Below are 14,570 nucleotides of genomic sequence, written 5' to 3' on the forward strand. Positions count from 1 at the left end.
CCTGGGCGGACCGCGGTCGCACCCTGCCGGGGCGCCACGACCCGGAGTGGTCCCGGCTCGCGGCGCCCTGGCGGGGGCTCAGTCAGTTCAGCGTGCCTCAGGTCCCGCGAGATGACGAGCGATGACCATGCGCTGGATCTGATTGGTGCCCTCGACGATCTGCAGCACCTTGGCCTCGCGCATGAAGCGCTCGACCGGGAAGTCCGCCGTGTAGCCGTATCCGCCGAGGATCTGGACGGCGTCGGCGGTGACCCGCATCGCCGTGTCGGTGCAGTGCAGCTTGGCCATGGCGGCCTGCTTGGAGAACGGCCGGCCGGCGTCGCGCAGCCGGGCCGCTGACAGGTACAGGGCGCGGCCCGCCTCGATCTGCGTGGCCATGTCGGCCAGCATGAACCGCAGGCCCTGGAAGTCCGCGATGGGCTTGCCGAACTGGCGCCGCTCCTTGGCGTAGCGCAGCGCCTCGTCGAGCGCGGCCTGGGCCAGGCCGATCGCGCAGGCCGCGATGCCGAGCCGGCCCCCGTCCAGGGCGGACAGGGCGATGGAGAAGCCCTGGCCCTCCTCGCCGATCCGCCGGTCGTCGGAGACGCGGACGCCGTCGAGGTGGATCTGCGCGGTGGGCGAGCCCTTCATCCCCATCTTCTTCTCGGGCGCGGCGGCGCTCAGCCCCTCCGCGTCGCCGGGCACCAGGAAGGCGGTGACCCCGCGCGGGCCCTCCTCTCCGGTGCGGGCCATGACGGTGTAGAAGTCGGCGATGCCCCCGTGGGTGATCCACGCCTTGGTGCCGTTGATGACCCAGTCGTCGCCGTCGCGCACCGCCCGGGTGCGCAGCGAGGCGGCGTCGGAGCCGGACGCCGGTTCGGAGAGGCAGTAGCCGCCGAGGAGGCCGCCGCCGAGCATCGCGGGCAGGTGCTCGGTCCGCTGCTCCTTCGTCCCGTAGGCGGCGAGCGCGTAGGAGGCGAGGGTGTGCACGCTGACGCCGAGTCCGACGGTCAGCCGCGCCATGGAGAGCTCTTCGAGCACCTGGAGGTAGACCTCGTAGGGCTGGTCGCCGCCGCCGTACTCGGAGTCGTAGGGCAGGCCCAGCAGCCCCGAGTCGGAGAGCAGGGAGAACAGCTCGCGGGGGAAGTGCCCGGCGTCCTCCTCCTCGGCGGCCTTCGGGGCGATCTCACGCTGTGCGATGTCACGCACGAGCGAGATCAGGTCCCGGGCCTCGTCCGTGGGCAGTTGCCGGTCCACCGGCTGCGGGGCGCGGTCGGGCATGGCGACGCTCTCCTCCCTCTTTCGGGCACTGGCGGCCGGGCCCCGTGGTGAGGGCACATCCGCCTGGGTCGTTCTGACGCCTCGGCCGCGGTCGCCCCTCCGGGTCTCGGAGGGTCCTGACCAGCGGCTGTGCGCTGTGAGTATGCCGGATGGACCACAGCAAGTCACTGGTTAACGACCGCTCACTCAAGGATACCCTTCGGCTGCCTTCGCACCTTCCTTCGTACCTGCTCTCCGGGCCCGCCGCGCGGCGAGACGGGCTCCGCCCGTGGGGCTGCGGTACCCGGGCCGCACCGGGGGGCAGCGGCGGCTCGCGGAGCTGCTGAGCGACACGGGCGGCGCCCGGAGTGCGGGCATCCCCGGAGCGTGGCAGCCCGCCGGCGCGGGCGAGGGGGAAACAGCGCTCGGGCAGGTCAGAGCTGTGCGGGGCGCCGGCGATGACGGCTCCGCCGCGGACAGCGGTCGATGGTGCGGTGCACCCGCCCGGCGGGCGGGAGTTGGAGCCCGCGCCTGGCGGGCGAAGCCGTCCAAGGAGGGGGGCGCGGCAGGAGGCGCAGGCGAACAACCTCCGCCCGACGGCCGGGAGTTCGGCGCGGCGCGCCCAGGGAGCAGTCGCTGCCGGCCGGGATCGGCAGGGGCGCGGCGGAGCGCACGCGCAGCGCTGGGACGAGCCCGCTCGCAACCGCGCGCCCGCCACGCAAAGGGGTACGGGAGCTCGAAGAGCCCCGACCGGTCGGCTCAGAGCAGCCCGAGCTGGGTCACCAGCATCGCGACGGCCACGACGAGAGTCCATCCCGCGACGTGCTCGAGGATCTTCGGGCCGTCTTCCTGGGGTCCGCCGGTGCGGACGCGGGGTGCGGTGGCTGCGGTCGCGGTCATGGCTGCTCGCTGCTGCTCTCGGTGGTGCGGTGGTCCGCCCCGGACGACAGGGACCGGGGCGGTGTCCACCTTGCCACCGAGAGCGGCTTTTGCGGCCGAGACGTTGGTCACACGGCCGGCGGGCTCAGCGCACGCCCACCGCCGCGAGGGCCTTGCGCTGCCGCGCGGTCGGGCGGGCCGGGAAGTAGAGGTAGCAGACCCCTCCGGTGCCGGAGACGACGTTGCCGGAGGCGTTGTAGCGCTTGGTCCTCAGCCAGATGTTCTCCCACTCCCGGCGCCGGTAGACGCGCCGCACCGCCGCGTTGCTCGGGGAGGCGGGATCGTTGGCGATCACGTCGCCTTCGGCGGTGAAGCCGATCACAGTCATCAGATGCCCCGAGGTGCCGTAGCCGGCGCCGGTCAGCTCCTCCTTCAGGAACGACTGGGAGGTGATGGCGGGGATGCCGGCCGCGATCAGCGTCTCCAGGTCGGTGAGGGACCCGAGCCGGGTGACCACGCCCTGCAGGTCCTTGAAGGTGGCCGCGTAGGCGGCGTTGAACGGCCAGTTGCCGCAGCCGGCGTACTGGTGGTCGTAGGTGTGGCGGGCCGCGTGGCAGATCTGCGGGTCGGCGTAGTCCGGGTTCACCCAGGACAGTTGCTCCTTGGTGAGGCGGCCGCCCCAGTACTCGATGATCATCTGCGAGGAGGTGGGGCTGCACCAGGCCTCGCCGCCGTTGTCGTACTCGGGGTACTGGCCCTTGTGGATCTCCTGCGAGTAGCGCGGGACGATCAGTTCCTCGGCCAGGCCGGGCTCGGTGGCCGGAACGGTGAAGCGGTCGGGGATGTCGGAGCCCATGGCGCCGAGCCGCCACACGGTCGGGGTGAGCTTGGTGCCGGGCCTGCGGTAGAGGGTCAGGCGGAGGCGGTAGGAGACGATCCGCAGGCCCGGGGCGGGGTCGTCGAGGGACAGCGTGTCGGTCCAGACGGTGCTGGTGCCGTCGCTCTGGTCGTCCACGGAGGTGCGCCGGATGTCCTGGTCGCCGGCCGCCCAGCGGCCCATGACGTACCAGGGGCTGTCCGTGCCGTCGGAGTAGGTCGCCCTCAGCTCGACCTGCAGCCAGGTGCCGCCGGGGGTGTGCGCGTTCCAGGAGGCGATGACCTCGGTGGCGGGGACGGAGAGCCGGTGGACCGGGGACGTCCAGACGGCGTACTCCCAGGCGGCGGTGCGGCCGGTGTGCGGGTCGGTGTAGTCGGTGGTGCCCGCGGGCTTGGCGATCACCACGCCGGGGCGGGTGCCGGCGACGGCGCGGGTGCCGCGGGCGGTGCCGGAGCGCCAGTCGGTGTACGTGATCCAGGCCCGGTTGTCCACGGGGCGGGCGGGAGCCCGGCCGCCGGCGGTGCCGCCGGCCGGAGGGACGGTGGTCATGCTGCTCGCGGACGCCGGGGCGGCGCCGCCCGCGACGGCGGCGACGACGGCTGCGGCCAGGAGGGTTCTGCGGGACGGCTGTTCGGCTCTGCTCATGGGTGGAGGACCCCCAAGGTGTCGAGTCGGGGCAGGACCGTGCGGGGCCGGCCGGACGGCGTGCGTCCACCGGTTGGAGCGGGTGTGCGCCCACTATGAACACAGCGGGACGGGCCTGGCCAGCACTCCGGGCCGTGCCGCGCCGACCGACATCGGACTCGACCAATGGAGGGCTTAGAGTTCACCCGTCAGTCCCCCCTCCTCCACCCCTGGAACCAGCCATTCACGCTCCCCTGGAATCGGACCTGCACGCGCTCGCCTCCCGCATCCGCCGGCTCCCGCCCTCCTGCGGCCCGGTGCGGCTGGTGGGCGTCGACGGGCACGCCGGGTCCGGAAAGTCCACCTTCGCCATGGAGCTGGCCCGTGCGCTGGGCGGCGCGCCCGTGCTGCGGCTGGACGACATCGCCAGCCACGAGCAGCTGTTCGACTGGACGGAGCGGCTGCTGAGTCAGGTGATCGAGCCGCTCCGCCGGGCGGCAACCGCCCACTACTCCCCCTACGACTGGCGGACCCGGCGCTTCGGCCCGGCCCGCGCGCTGCCGCCCGCCTCGGTGATCCTGGTCGAGGGCGTGGGCGCGGGACGGCGGGCGCTGCGGCCGCATCTGGCGCTGCTGCTGTGGATGGACCTGCCCGAAAAGGAGGCCTGGGCCCGCGGCCGGGCACGGGACGGGGAGGAGCAGCGGGAGTTCTGGGACGGGTGGGTCAAGGCGGAGCGCGAGCACTTCGCTCGCGACCCCTCGCGCCCGTACGCCGACCTTCTGGTGCGGCAGCGCGAGGAGGGGTACGAGGTGCTCCAGGGCCTGTTGTGACGCGTGAGTTGGGCTCCTCCTGTACGGACGGTGACGGGCCGTCCGCGATGTGTTGACCTTGTGAAGAAGGGTGTCGGACAAGTGTCCTGAGTGCTCCAACTCGGCTTGACCCAAAGCCCGTACAGGTCTTACGTTCTCGGTGTGCGACTCACCGAGTCGCCGCCAGACGCGAAGCCCCCGGTTGTTCCCCCGTGATCGGGGGCTTCGTTCTGTCCACTTCACATTTCCCGGACGCCGAGCGGCATCTTCTGCTCACCCTGGGTGAGCATGTCCGGCCCCCGCCGCCTCCGCCGGTCCCCACCACGACCTGCACGGCGCACTGGGTCAGGCCCCGCCCCCGCAGGTACGATGCACCCCGGTGCGACCTACGGACACTGCTTCGCGCACCTTGCAACTCCGGTCCGCGGCACAGCGGTTCGACCAGAGGCAGCTGTCGGGCGAGGGGCCCGGCGGCAGACCGACGGGGGCACGGTTTGTGGGGGACGTGATGGACTTCGGCACGCAGGGCCCGCAGGCCCCGGCCGACCTCGCCTGGCTGCGAGGCGTGGACGCCTACACCATGGGCGCGTATCCGCAGGCCGAGGAGGAGTTCCGCACCGCGGTGCGGCTCGACCCGGGCATGGCCGACGCCTGGCTGGGCCTGCACGCGCTGCGCGTGGACACGACGACCGCGCTGCTGCGCATGTTCCGCTACCGGGACCGCTTCGGCGAGCAGCGCGCCCGGCACCGACGCACCCTCAACTCCTGGTACTGGCTGGGCTGGTGGGTGCAGCCGGTGCTGGAGAAGCCCCGCGACCTGCTGCTGGCGCACGCCTCCCACTGGCTGGACGGCCGGCACGTACCGGAGCTGGACCGGGCGCTCGCCGGGCTGCCCCCGGTGGACACCGACCCGCAGGTCCGCTTCCTGCACGCCTGCCGCGCCTACCTCGTCAAGGACTGGGAGCAGCTCGTCCGGCACACCGACCCGCTGCTCGACGACCCGATGCTCGGCATCGAGGCCGGCCTGTTCGGCGGCATGGCCCGGGTGCGGCTGGAGATGTACGGGCAGGCCGAGCCGCTGCTGTCGGCGGCCCTGATGCGCTGCCGCAGCGAGCAGCCACAGCGCAAGGAGCTGCGCTACTGGCTCGCGCGGGCGCACGAGGGCACCGGCCGGAGCGCCGCCGCGCTCCCCCTGTACCGGGCCGTGCACCGAGTCGATCCGGCGTTCATGGACACCTCGGCCCGGCTCGCGGCGATCGCCGAGGGCGACGGCTACGACGACTCGGCAGACCTGGCCACCGCCACGCTCACCGACGCGGGCCAGGACGTGCTGGACGGTCCGGACATCCTCGATCCGCTGTTCGGCACCGAGGGGCGGGAGCTGCGGCTCGGCGATCCCGAGGCACCGCCGGTGACCACGCCGCCGGGCGGCGGGTCCGGGGTGCGGGAGCGGACGGGCGCAACGGCCTCCCCCGTGCCCACCGGGCCCACCGACGCGGCGTTACTCGAGGAGGCGCTCGCCGAGCTCGAGCGCATGGTGGGCCTGGAGCCGGTCAAGCGCCAGGTCAAGGCGCTGTCGGCGCAGTTGAACATGGCCCGGCTGCGGGCCGGGCAGGGCCTGCCGGTGCAGCCGCCCAAACGGCACTTCATCTTCTCCGGGCCCTCCGGCACCGGAAAGACCACCGTGGCCCGGATCCTCGGCCGGGTCTTCTACGCCCTCGGACTCCTCGGCGGCGACCACCTGGTGGAGGCCCAGCGGGCCGACCTGGTCGGCGAGTACCTGGGGCAGACCGCCGTCAAGGCGAACGAACTGATCGACTCCGCGCTCGGCGGCGTGCTCTTCGTCGACGAGGCGTACGCGCTGTCCAACTCCGGCTACGGCAAGGGCGACGCCTACGGCGACGAGGCGCTCCAGGTGCTGCTGAAGCGGGCCGAGGACAACCGGGACCACCTGGTGGTGATCCTGGCCGGCTATCCCGAGGGCATGGACCGCCTGCTCGCCGCCAACCCGGGGCTGTCCTCGCGCTTCACCACCCGCATCGACTTCCCCTCCTACCGGCCCCTGGAACTGGTGGAGATCGGCAAGGTGCTGGCCGCGGAGAACGGCGACGTCTGGGACGAGGAGGCCGTGGAGGAGCTGCGCTCCATCGCCGGGCACGTGGTGGACCAGGGCTGGATCGACGAGCTGGGCAACGGGCGGTTCCTGCGCACGCTGTACGAGAAGAGCTGCGCCTACCGGGATCTGCGGCTGTCGATGTATCCGGGCGAGCTGAGCCGGGAGGACCTGGCAACGCTGCGGCTGCCGGACCTGATGCAGGCGTACGGCGAGGTCCTGTCGGGTCGCGGGCCGCAGGACCTCACCTAGGACCTCACCCGGGCGAAGCCCGTCGGTGCCTCCCCCGCCCCGCTGCGGGCACGAGGGAGGCACCGGTTCGCGTGCGGCTAGGCGAGCTGCCGGTGCGCGGGGTCGCGCACCTCGCCCACCAGCATCTCCAGGACGTCCTCCAGGGCGACCAGGCCCAGCACCTTGCCGGAGGCGTCGGTCACCTGGGCGAGGTGCGTGGCGGCCCGCCGCATCACCGTGAGGGCGTCGTCCAGGGGGAGTTCCGGGCGCAGGGTCGTCATCCGGCGCCACAGCCGCTGCGGCACCGCCCGGTCGGAGTCCTCCAGATCGAGCACGTCCTTCACATGCAGGTAGCCCATGAAGGCGCCGTCGCCCACCGCTATCGGGAACCGGCTGTAGCCCGTGCGGGCGGTCAGCTCCACGATCTGCGCGGGGGTCACCGCCGGGTCGACCGTGACCAGGGACTCGCGCTTCAGCAGGACGTCCGTCACCGGGCGGGAGCCCAGCTCCAGGGCGTCCTCGAGGCGCTCGGCCTCCTCCGGGTCGAGCAGACCCGCCTGGCCGGCGTCCTCCACCAGCCGGTTGAGCTGCTCGCTGGTGAAGACGGCCTCCACCTCGTCCTTCGGCTCGACCCGGAACAGCCGCAGCACCGCGTGCGCGCAGGCACCGAGGGCCACGGTGACCGGGCGGCACAGCCGGGCGAACCACACCAGGCCGGGGCTGAGCCACAGCGCGGCCTTCTCGGGGGCCGCCATGGCGAGGTTCTTCGGCACCATCTCGCCGATGACCAGATGGCAGAAGACCACCACGGCGAGCGCGATGACATAGCCCAGCGGGTGGACCATGCCGTGCGGCAGATGGATCCAGGTGAAGACCGGCTCCAGCAGCCGGGCGACGGTGGGCTCGGCGACCGCGCCCAGCGTCAGCGAGCAGACGGTGATGCCGAACTGGGCCGCCGCCATCATCTGCGGCAGATGCTCCAGGCCGTACAGGACCTGGCGGGCGCGGGCCGTGCCGAGCGGCTCGATCTGGCTGCGGCGGACCGACACGAGCGCGAACTCGGCGCCGACGAAGAATCCGTTGGCGAGCACGAGCAGCGCGGCGAAGAGAAGTTGCAGCACGCTCATCCCGCCGCCTCCACCAGCGGCAGCGGCGCGGTGCGGACCAGCCGGACGCGTTCGGCGCGGTAGTGCCCGACCCGGCGCACCGACAGCTGCCAGCCGGGCAGCTCGGCCCGGTCGCCGACGGCCGGGATCCGGCCGAGCAGATCGGCGACCAGGCCGGCGACCGTCTCGTACGGGCCCTCGGGGGCGTCGAGTCCGATGCGCAGCAGGACGTCCAGGCGGGCGCTGCCGTCGACGTCCCAGGCCGGGTTGCCGTCCTCGGGCGGGGCGGCGATCAGCTCGGGGGCGTCGTGACCGTCGTGTTCGTCGCGGACCTCGCCGACGATCTCCTCGACGATGTCCTCCAGGGTGACGACACCGGCGGTGCCGCCGTACTCGTCGACGACCACGGCGATCGGCTGCTCGCTGCGCAGCCGGGTCAGCAGCGGACGCACCGGCAGGGTCTCCGGGACGAGCAGCGCCGGGCGGGCGATCTCGTGCACCGGGGTGCGCAGCCGGTCGGCCGCCGGCACCGCGAGGGCGTCCTTGAGGTGGACCATGCCGGTGATCTCGTCGATCCGCTCCCGGTAGACGGGGAAGCGGGACAGTCCGGTGGCCCGGGTGAGGTTCACCACGTCCTGCGCGGTGGCCGAGGCCTGGAGGGCGCTGACCTTGACGCGCGGGGTCATCACGTGCTGGGCGGTCAGCCCGCCCAGGGACAGGGTCCGCACGAACAGGTCGGCGGTGTCCTGTTCCAGGGCTCCGGCCCGCGCCGAGTGCCGGGCGAGGGAGACCAGTTCGCCGGGGGTGCGGGCGGAGGCCAGCTCCTCGGCGGGCTCGATGCCGAGCAGCCGCACCAGGCGGTTGGCGACCGCGTTCAGCCCGGCGATGACCGGGCGGAACACGCGGGCGAAGACGTGCTGGGGGCCGGCCACGAAGCGCGCGACCTGGAGCGGGCGGGAGACCGCCCAGTTCTTGGGCACGAGTTCGCCGATCACCATCTGCACGGCCGAGGCCACCAGCATGCCGACGACGACCGAGACGCCGGGCACGGCACCGCCGGGGATGCCGATCGCCTTGAGCGGGCCGTCCAGGAGCTGGGCGAGCGCCGGTTCGGCGAGCATGCCGACGACCAGGGAGGTGATGGTGATGCCGAGCTGGGTGCCGGAGAGCTGGAAGGACAGCTCCTTGAGGGAGGCGACCACGCGGCGGGCGCGGCGGTCGCCGTCCGCGGCGGCCTGCTCGGCGTCCTGTCGCTCGACGGTGACCAGGCCGAACTCGGCGGCCACGAAGAATCCGTTGGCGAGAATCAGCAGGAACGCGGCTGCGAGAAGCAGCAGAGGGATGGTCATGATGCCGCCGCCTCCGCACGGGCGCGGACTCGGTCCGCGCTATGTCGGCAGGGGGCGGCGCAGGTACTGCAGGACGATCCGTCCATCGCCGGAGGGAGTCACTCCTCGGGTAGCAGGAGCCCCTGTGGCACCGGTCGGGGCGACAGGGGCGGAGGCTCTGTGGGAGCGCCTCCGCCCAACAGATTAATCAAGACAGCCCCGACTGCGGCAGGGTGGACGCCCCGGAGGTGTCCCGGACCTCACCCCTGGGGCGTGTCGGGGTGGGCCGTGGAGCGCTCCTCGGCCAGCGCCCGCAGGGCCCGCGCGTCGGCGAGGGCCTGCTGCCGGGCGATGCCGGGCTGGATGCCGAGCGCGGGCAGGCTGGTGCCGTCGCTGAGGTCGAGGAACACCCAGGGGTCACCCGGACGGAGATGCACCTGGAGGATCTCTGCCCACTCCAGCCGGCGGCTGGAGGCGATGTTGACGACGGTGACCCCGCTGTCGTCGGCGACGACTTTCGGCCGCGCCAGCATCAGCAGGACGCCGGCCAGCAGGGCGGCGGTGAACACGAAGCTGATCCGCTCGCCGGGGCCGAGCTGCGGCAGCAGCACGGCGATCACGGTGATCACCACGAAGATCGCGGCGGCCGCCGTGAGCAGCACCGCGCGGGTGCGCGTGGGCCGGAAGGTGACCGGCAGGTCGGGCAGCTCAGACATCTCGCGCGTCTCCCGGTACGGCTCTCGAAGCGGCTCGTGAAGGCGATGCGGCTCGCGGCGGGGTGCTCACAGGCGGCAGGCGTGGATGGCCGTGGTGAGGATGGCGCGGGCGCCGATGTCGTAGAGGTCGTCCATGATCCGCTGGGCCTCCTTCGCCGGGACCATGGCGCGCACGGCGACCCAGCCCTCGTTGTGCAGCGGGGAGACGGTCGGGGACTCCAGGCCCGGGGTGAGGGCGACGGCCTTCTCGAGCTGCTCGACGCGGCAGTCGTAGTCCATCATCACGTAGGTGCGGGCCACCAGGACGCCCTGCAGGCGGCGCAGGAACTGCTGCACCTTGGACTCGACGTTCTCGTCGGCCCCTTCGGCGCCGTTGGTGCGGCGGATCACGACCGCCTCGGACTTCATGATCGGGTCGCCGATGACCTCCAGGCCGGCGTTGCGCAGCGAGGTGCCGGTCTCCACCACGTCGGCGATGACCTCGGCGACGCCGAGCTCGATGGCGGTCTCCACGGCGCCGTCCAGGTGGACGACGGAGGCGTCGATGCCGTTGTCCTTCAGGTGCTTGCCGACGATGCCCTCGTAGGAGGTGGCGACCGTCCTGCCGTTGAGGTCGGCGAGGGTGTGCACGGTGCCGGGCTTGGTGGCGTAGCGGAAGGTGGAGCGGGCGAAGCCGAGGGCGAGGATCTCCTCGGCGTCGGCGCCGGAGTCGACGAGCAGGTCGCGGCCGGTGATGCCGATGTCGAGGCGGCCGGAGGAGACGTAGATCGCGATGTCGCGGGGGCGGAGGTAGAAGAACTCCACCTCGTTCTCCGGGTCGACGATCCGCAGTTCCTTGGACTCGCGGCGCTGCTGGTAGCCGGCCTCATGCAGCATCTCCGCCGCAGGGCCGGAGAGTGAACCCTTGTTGGGGACGGCGATGCGCAGCATGAGGTCGGCTTCCTTTGCGTGACGGGGGGTGTCGGTGTGTCGAACGGGTGCTTACAGGTGGGCGTAGACGTCGTCGAGGGAGATGCCGCGGGCGACCATCATCACCTGGACGTGGTACAGCAGCTGCGAGATCTCCTCGGCGGCCGCCTCCTTGCCCTCGTACTCGGCGGCCATCCAGACCTCGGCGGCCTCCTCGACGACCTTCTTGCCGATGGCATGGACCCCCTTGTCCACCAGCTCGGCGGTGCGGGAGGTGGCGGGGTCGCCGTGGGCGGCCTTGTGCTGGAGCTCGGTGAAGAGCTCCTCGAACGTCTTCTTGGACATGGTGGCGCCCACTCTACGCGGTACGGGCGCCCGCCTAGCGCCACGGTTCGGATACCGAGCGGAGCGTCGCCGCCGTCGCCACCGCCGCGGTCACCGCCTCGTGGCCCTTGTCCTCGCTGGAGCCCTCGAGTCCGGCGCGGTCCAGGGCCTGCTCCTCGGTGTCGCAGGTGAGCACGCCGAAGCCGACGGGCACTCCGGTGTCGACCGAGACCTGGGTGAGGCCCTGGGTGACGCCCTGGCACACGTAGTCGAAGTGCGGGGTGCCGCCGCGGATGACCACGCCGAGGGCCACGATCGCGTCGTAGCCCCGGCCGGCGAGGACCTTTGCGACGACGGGCAGCTCCCAGCTGCCCGGGACCCTCAGCAGGGTCGGCTCGTCGATGCCCAGGTCGTGCAGGGCGCGCAGCGCGCCGTCGACCAGCCCGTCCATCACCTTCTCGTGCCACTGCGCCGCGATGACGGCGACCCGGAGGTCACCCACATTGCGTACGGTCAGCTCCGGTGCACCCTTGCCGCTCACGTTGCTCCTCGGGAATTTCTCTTAACTGTTACCGCAGGTGGGCACGTCTCTTACTGGTTGCCGCAGGTGGGCACGGACGGTCCGTCCAGCCAGGGCAGGTCGTGACCCATCCGGTCCCGCTTGGTGCGCAGATAGCGCAGGTTGTGCTCGCCCGCGGTGACGGGCATCGGCTCACGGCCGGTGACCTCGATGCCATGGCGGACGAGCGCCGCGGACTTGTCGGGGTTGTTGGTCATCAGGCGGACGCTGCGCACGCCGAGGTCGGCGAGGATCTGCGCGCCGGCGCCGTAGTCGCGGGCGTCGGCGGGCAGGCCGAGTTCGAGGTTGGCGTCCAGGGTGTCCCGGCCGCGTTCCTGCAGCTCGTAGGCGCGCAGCTTGGACATCAGGCCGATGCCCCGGCCCTCGTGTCCGCGCAGGTAGACGACGACGCCCCGGCCCTCGGCCTGTATCCGGTCCAGGGAGGCGTCCAGCTGGGAGCCGCAGTCGCAGCGCAGGGAGCCGAACACGTCACCGGTGAGGCATTCGGAGTGCATGCGCACCAGCACGCCCTCGCCGTCGCCGAGGTCGCCGTGGACGAGGGCGACGTGCTCGACCCCGTCGGCGGTGGAGCGGTAGCCGTAGGCGGTGAAGGCGCCGTGGGAGGTGGGCAGGCGGACCTCGGCCTCGCGGCGGACGGTGGGTTCGCTGCTGCGGCGGTAGGCGATCAGGTCCTCGATGGAGATGATCGACAGGCCGTGCTTGCGGGCGAACGGGATCAGCTCCGGCAGCCGCAGCATCTGCCCGTCCTCACCGGCGATCTCGACGATGGCTCCGGCGGGCCGCAGCCCGGCGAGGCGGGCGAGGTCGACGGCGGCCTCGGTGTGGCCGTTGCGCGCCAGGACGCCGCCGGGGCGTGCGCGCAGCGGGAAGATGTGCCCGGGGCGCACCAGGTCGTCGGGCCCGGCGGTGCCGCTCGCCAGGAGCTTCAGGGTGGTGGCGCGGTCGGCGGCGGAGATGCCGGTGGTCACCCCGTGGGCGGCGGAGGCGTCCACGGAGACGGTGAACGCCGTGCGCATCGACTCGGTGTTGTCCTCGACCATCTGCGGGAGCTTCAGCCGGTCCAGCTCCTCGCCCTCCATGGGGGCGCAGATCAGGCCGCGGCACTCGCTCATCATGAAGGCCACCATCTCGGGGGTGACCTTCTCGGCCGCGATGACGAGGTCGCCCTCGTTCTCGCGGTCCTCGTCGTCGACCACGACGACGGGGCGGCCGGCCGCGATGTCGGCGATGGCCTGCTCGACGGGGTCGAGGGTGAAGTCCTCGGGGCCCTCGGTGCTGTACAGGATCGGTGCCGCGGTCATGCGGGCGCTCCTTCCAGGGCGGGCCGCGCGTCGCGGGAGCGCAGCCACCAGTCGCGCAGGCCCCACAGGACGAGCGCGCCGTAGACGATGTAGACGAAGCCGGAGAATGCGAAGCCGTTGGCGAAGTTCAGCGGGACGCCGACGAGGTCGACCAGCAGCCAGGCGAACCAGAACTCGACCATGCCGCGGGCCTGGGCGTACATGGCGAGGATGGTGCCGACGAAGATGTAGGCGTCCGGCCAGGGGTCCCAGGACAGCGACGGGTAGAGGGTGAACAGCCCGCCGACGGCGAGGGTGCCGAGGGCGGCGGCACCGGCCAGGGTGCCGCGCTCGCGCCAGGTGGCGAAGCGGACGGCGATCGTTCCGTCCTGCGCCCGCTCCTGGCCGCGGCGCCACTGGGCGAAGCCCCAGGCGGCGACCAGCATGACGACGATCTGCTTGCCGGCGCTGCCGGAGAGGTGGGCGGTGGCGAAGGCGGCGAAGAGGATCAGCCCGGAGAGGAACTGGGCGGGCCAGGTCCACAGGGAGCGCCGCCAGCCGAGGGCGAGGCCGATCAGACCGATCACGTTGCCGGTCATGTCGGACCACTTGATGTGCTGGCCGAGGAGGGTGAACGCCTCGGAGTTCAGCCAGTTCACCGCGCGGCCCCCTCGCCCGTCGCGCGGTCGCCGATCATCCGCTCGACGTACTTGGCGATGACGTCCACCTCGAGGTTGACCGGGTCGCCGGGCTGCTTGATGCCGAGGGTGGTCAGCGCGAGCGTGGTGGGGATCAGGCTGACGGTGAAGAAGTCGGGGCCGGCGTCGACCACGGTGAGGCTGATGCCGTCGACGGTGATGGAGCCCTTCTCCACGACGTAGCGGGAGAGGTCGGCGGGCAGGGAGATCTTCACGATCTCCCAGTTCTCGGACGGCTTGCGCTCGAGGATCTCGCCGGTGCCGTCGACATGGCCCTGCATGATGTGGCCGCCGAGCCGGGCGCCGAGGGCCATGGGGCGTTCGAGGTTGACGCGGGAGCCGACGGTCAGCGCGCCGAGGCTGGAGCGGTTGAGGGTCTCGGCCATCACGTCGGCGGTGAACTCGTCGCCCTCGTGCTCGACGACGGTGAGGCAGACGCCGTTGACGGCGATGGAGTCTCCGTGCTTGGCGCCCTCGGTGACGACGGGTCCGCGCAGCCGGAAGCGACAGGCGTCGTCGAGGGTCTCGACGGCGATGACCTCGCCCAGTTCTTCGACGATTCCGGTGAACACTTCCCGGGTCCTCCTGCCTCTTCGGGCACGGACTCCGGGGCTGCCGATGACGGCAGAAGGTACGGACCGGGACACCGCCTGCGACGCCGGTCCACGGGTCGCCTCTACGGCGAACCGGTACGGCGGCGCGCATGGATGCCCGCCCGCCGCGCACTGCCTCCCATCCGGACTTTAACCGTCGGTCCAGGAGTTTCACCTGGTCAACCGGCCGCTGGAGGCGACCGGGTCGCGGACTGTAACCGCCGGTTCGGACTTTCACCGACCCCGGAGTGCGCTGCTACTGGT

Annotated in this window: 13 protein-coding genes, 1 pseudogene and 1 riboswitch; of the genes and pseudogenes, 2 read left to right on the forward strand and 12 right to left on the reverse strand. The window is 72.2% G+C overall.

Annotated elements, in window-relative coordinates; translation table 11 throughout:
- Window positions 1–87: 87 nt before the first annotated feature.
- From ABD198_RS13750 to ABD198_RS13760, 3 genes are all read right to left on the reverse strand, one after another.
- Window positions 88–1,260 (reverse strand): acyl-CoA dehydrogenase family protein, encoded by a 1,173-nt coding sequence (locus tag ABD198_RS13750; protein WP_344000850.1) that lies wholly within the window; start codon window positions 1,258–1,260, stop codon window positions 88–90.
- Between the two features lie 738 nt (window positions 1,261–1,998).
- Window positions 1,999–2,139, reverse strand: coding sequence for an SCO1431 family membrane protein (locus ABD198_RS13755; RefSeq protein ID WP_344000852.1), 141 nt, complete (start codon window positions 2,137–2,139; stop codon window positions 1,999–2,001).
- A 124-nt stretch (window positions 2,140–2,263) separates the two neighbouring features.
- On the reverse strand, window positions 2,264–3,640 hold the full coding sequence (locus ABD198_RS13760; protein WP_344000854.1) for a peptidase C39 family protein: 1,377 nt from the start codon (window positions 3,638–3,640) through the stop codon (window positions 2,264–2,266).
- Between the two features lie 221 nt (window positions 3,641–3,861).
- Between ABD198_RS13760 and ABD198_RS13765 the strand changes: the two are divergent.
- Window positions 3,862–4,505 (forward strand): annotated as a pseudogene (locus tag ABD198_RS13765) (uridine kinase family protein).
- A gap of 431 nt (window positions 4,506–4,936) precedes the next feature.
- A complete protein-coding gene (locus tag ABD198_RS13770) occupies window positions 4,937–6,793 on the forward strand; it encodes an AAA family ATPase (RefSeq protein ID WP_344000856.1) in 1,857 nt (618 codons plus the stop codon).
- 77 nt (window positions 6,794–6,870) lie between these two features.
- On the opposite strand, the gene ABD198_RS13775 is transcribed toward ABD198_RS13770, so the two are convergent.
- The 9 genes from ABD198_RS13775 to ABD198_RS13815 form a co-directional block, all read right to left on the reverse strand.
- A complete protein-coding gene (locus tag ABD198_RS13775; protein WP_344000858.1) occupies window positions 6,871–7,899 on the reverse strand; it encodes a hemolysin family protein in 1,029 nt (342 codons plus the stop codon).
- On the reverse strand, window positions 7,896–9,227 hold the full coding sequence (locus ABD198_RS13780) for a hemolysin family protein (protein ID WP_344000859.1): 1,332 nt from the start codon (window positions 9,225–9,227) through the stop codon (window positions 7,896–7,898). Before ABD198_RS13780 ends, ABD198_RS13775 begins: the two co-directional genes overlap by 4 nt.
- A gap of 239 nt (window positions 9,228–9,466) precedes the next feature.
- Window positions 9,467–9,922: a PH domain-containing protein gene (locus ABD198_RS13785; protein ID WP_344000861.1), complete on the reverse strand. Its 456-nt coding sequence runs from the start codon at window positions 9,920–9,922 to the stop codon at window positions 9,467–9,469.
- Between the two features lie 66 nt (window positions 9,923–9,988).
- On the reverse strand, window positions 9,989–10,852 hold the full coding sequence (gene hisG / locus ABD198_RS13790; RefSeq protein WP_344000863.1) for an ATP phosphoribosyltransferase: 864 nt from the start codon (window positions 10,850–10,852) through the stop codon (window positions 9,989–9,991).
- A gap of 51 nt (window positions 10,853–10,903) precedes the next feature.
- Complete coding sequence (locus ABD198_RS13795; protein ID WP_004990764.1) at window positions 10,904–11,176, reverse strand: phosphoribosyl-ATP diphosphatase; 273 nt, start codon at window positions 11,174–11,176, stop codon at window positions 10,904–10,906.
- A 34-nt stretch (window positions 11,177–11,210) separates the two neighbouring features.
- Window positions 11,211–11,696: a 6,7-dimethyl-8-ribityllumazine synthase gene (gene ribH, locus ABD198_RS13800; protein ID WP_167990762.1), complete on the reverse strand. Its 486-nt coding sequence runs from the start codon at window positions 11,694–11,696 to the stop codon at window positions 11,211–11,213.
- Window positions 11,697–11,746: 50 nt separating this feature from the next.
- Complete coding sequence (locus ABD198_RS13805) at window positions 11,747–13,036, reverse strand: bifunctional 3,4-dihydroxy-2-butanone-4-phosphate synthase/GTP cyclohydrolase II (protein ID WP_344000867.1); 1,290 nt, start codon at window positions 13,034–13,036, stop codon at window positions 11,747–11,749.
- Window positions 13,033–13,674 carry a nicotinamide mononucleotide transporter family protein gene (locus ABD198_RS13810; protein ID WP_344000870.1) on the reverse strand — a complete coding sequence of 214 codons (642 nt, stop codon included), beginning with the start codon at window positions 13,672–13,674 and terminating at the stop codon, window positions 13,033–13,035. The genes ABD198_RS13805 and ABD198_RS13810 overlap by 4 nt, the downstream gene beginning before the upstream one ends.
- Complete coding sequence (locus ABD198_RS13815; protein ID WP_344000872.1) at window positions 13,671–14,285, reverse strand: riboflavin synthase; 615 nt, start codon at window positions 14,283–14,285, stop codon at window positions 13,671–13,673. Before ABD198_RS13815 ends, ABD198_RS13810 begins: the two co-directional genes overlap by 4 nt.
- Window positions 14,286–14,431: 146 nt before the next feature.
- A riboswitch (FMN riboswitch) is annotated at window positions 14,432–14,562 on the reverse strand.
- Between the last annotated feature and the right edge of the window lie 8 nt (window positions 14,563–14,570).

The organism is Streptomyces thermocarboxydovorans, from assembly GCF_039524635.1.
GTDB lineage: Bacteria > Actinomycetota > Actinomycetes > Streptomycetales > Streptomycetaceae > Streptomyces > Streptomyces thermocarboxydovorans.

Excerpts from the sequence above, each read along its gene's own strand:
- ABD198_RS13805 (WP_344000867.1), bottom strand. The coding sequence starts at position 13,036 with ATGACCGCGGCACCGATCCTGTACAGCACCGAGGGCCCCGAGGACTTC.
- ABD198_RS13760 (WP_344000854.1), bottom strand. The coding sequence starts at position 3,640 with ATGAGCAGAGCCGAACAGCCGTCCCGCAGAACCCTCCTGGCCGCAGCC.
- ABD198_RS13770 (WP_344000856.1), top strand. The coding sequence starts at position 4,937 with ATGGACTTCGGCACGCAGGGCCCGCAGGCCCCGGCCGACCTCGCCTGG.
- ABD198_RS13755 (WP_344000852.1), bottom strand. The coding sequence starts at position 2,139 with ATGACCGCGACCGCAGCCACCGCACCCCGCGTCCGCACCGGCGGACCC.
- hisG (WP_344000863.1), bottom strand. The coding sequence starts at position 10,852 with ATGCTGCGCATCGCCGTCCCCAACAAGGGTTCACTCTCCGGCCCTGCG.
- ABD198_RS13775 (WP_344000858.1), bottom strand. The coding sequence starts at position 7,899 with ATGAGCGTGCTGCAACTTCTCTTCGCCGCGCTGCTCGTGCTCGCCAAC.
- ABD198_RS13750 (WP_344000850.1), bottom strand. The coding sequence starts at position 1,260 with ATGCCCGACCGCGCCCCGCAGCCGGTGGACCGGCAACTGCCCACGGAC.
- ABD198_RS13785 (WP_344000861.1), bottom strand. The coding sequence starts at position 9,922 with ATGTCTGAGCTGCCCGACCTGCCGGTCACCTTCCGGCCCACGCGCACC.
- ABD198_RS13795 (WP_004990764.1), bottom strand. The coding sequence starts at position 11,176 with ATGTCCAAGAAGACGTTCGAGGAGCTCTTCACCGAGCTCCAGCACAAG.
- ABD198_RS13780 (WP_344000859.1), bottom strand. The coding sequence starts at position 9,227 with ATGACCATCCCTCTGCTGCTTCTCGCAGCCGCGTTCCTGCTGATTCTC.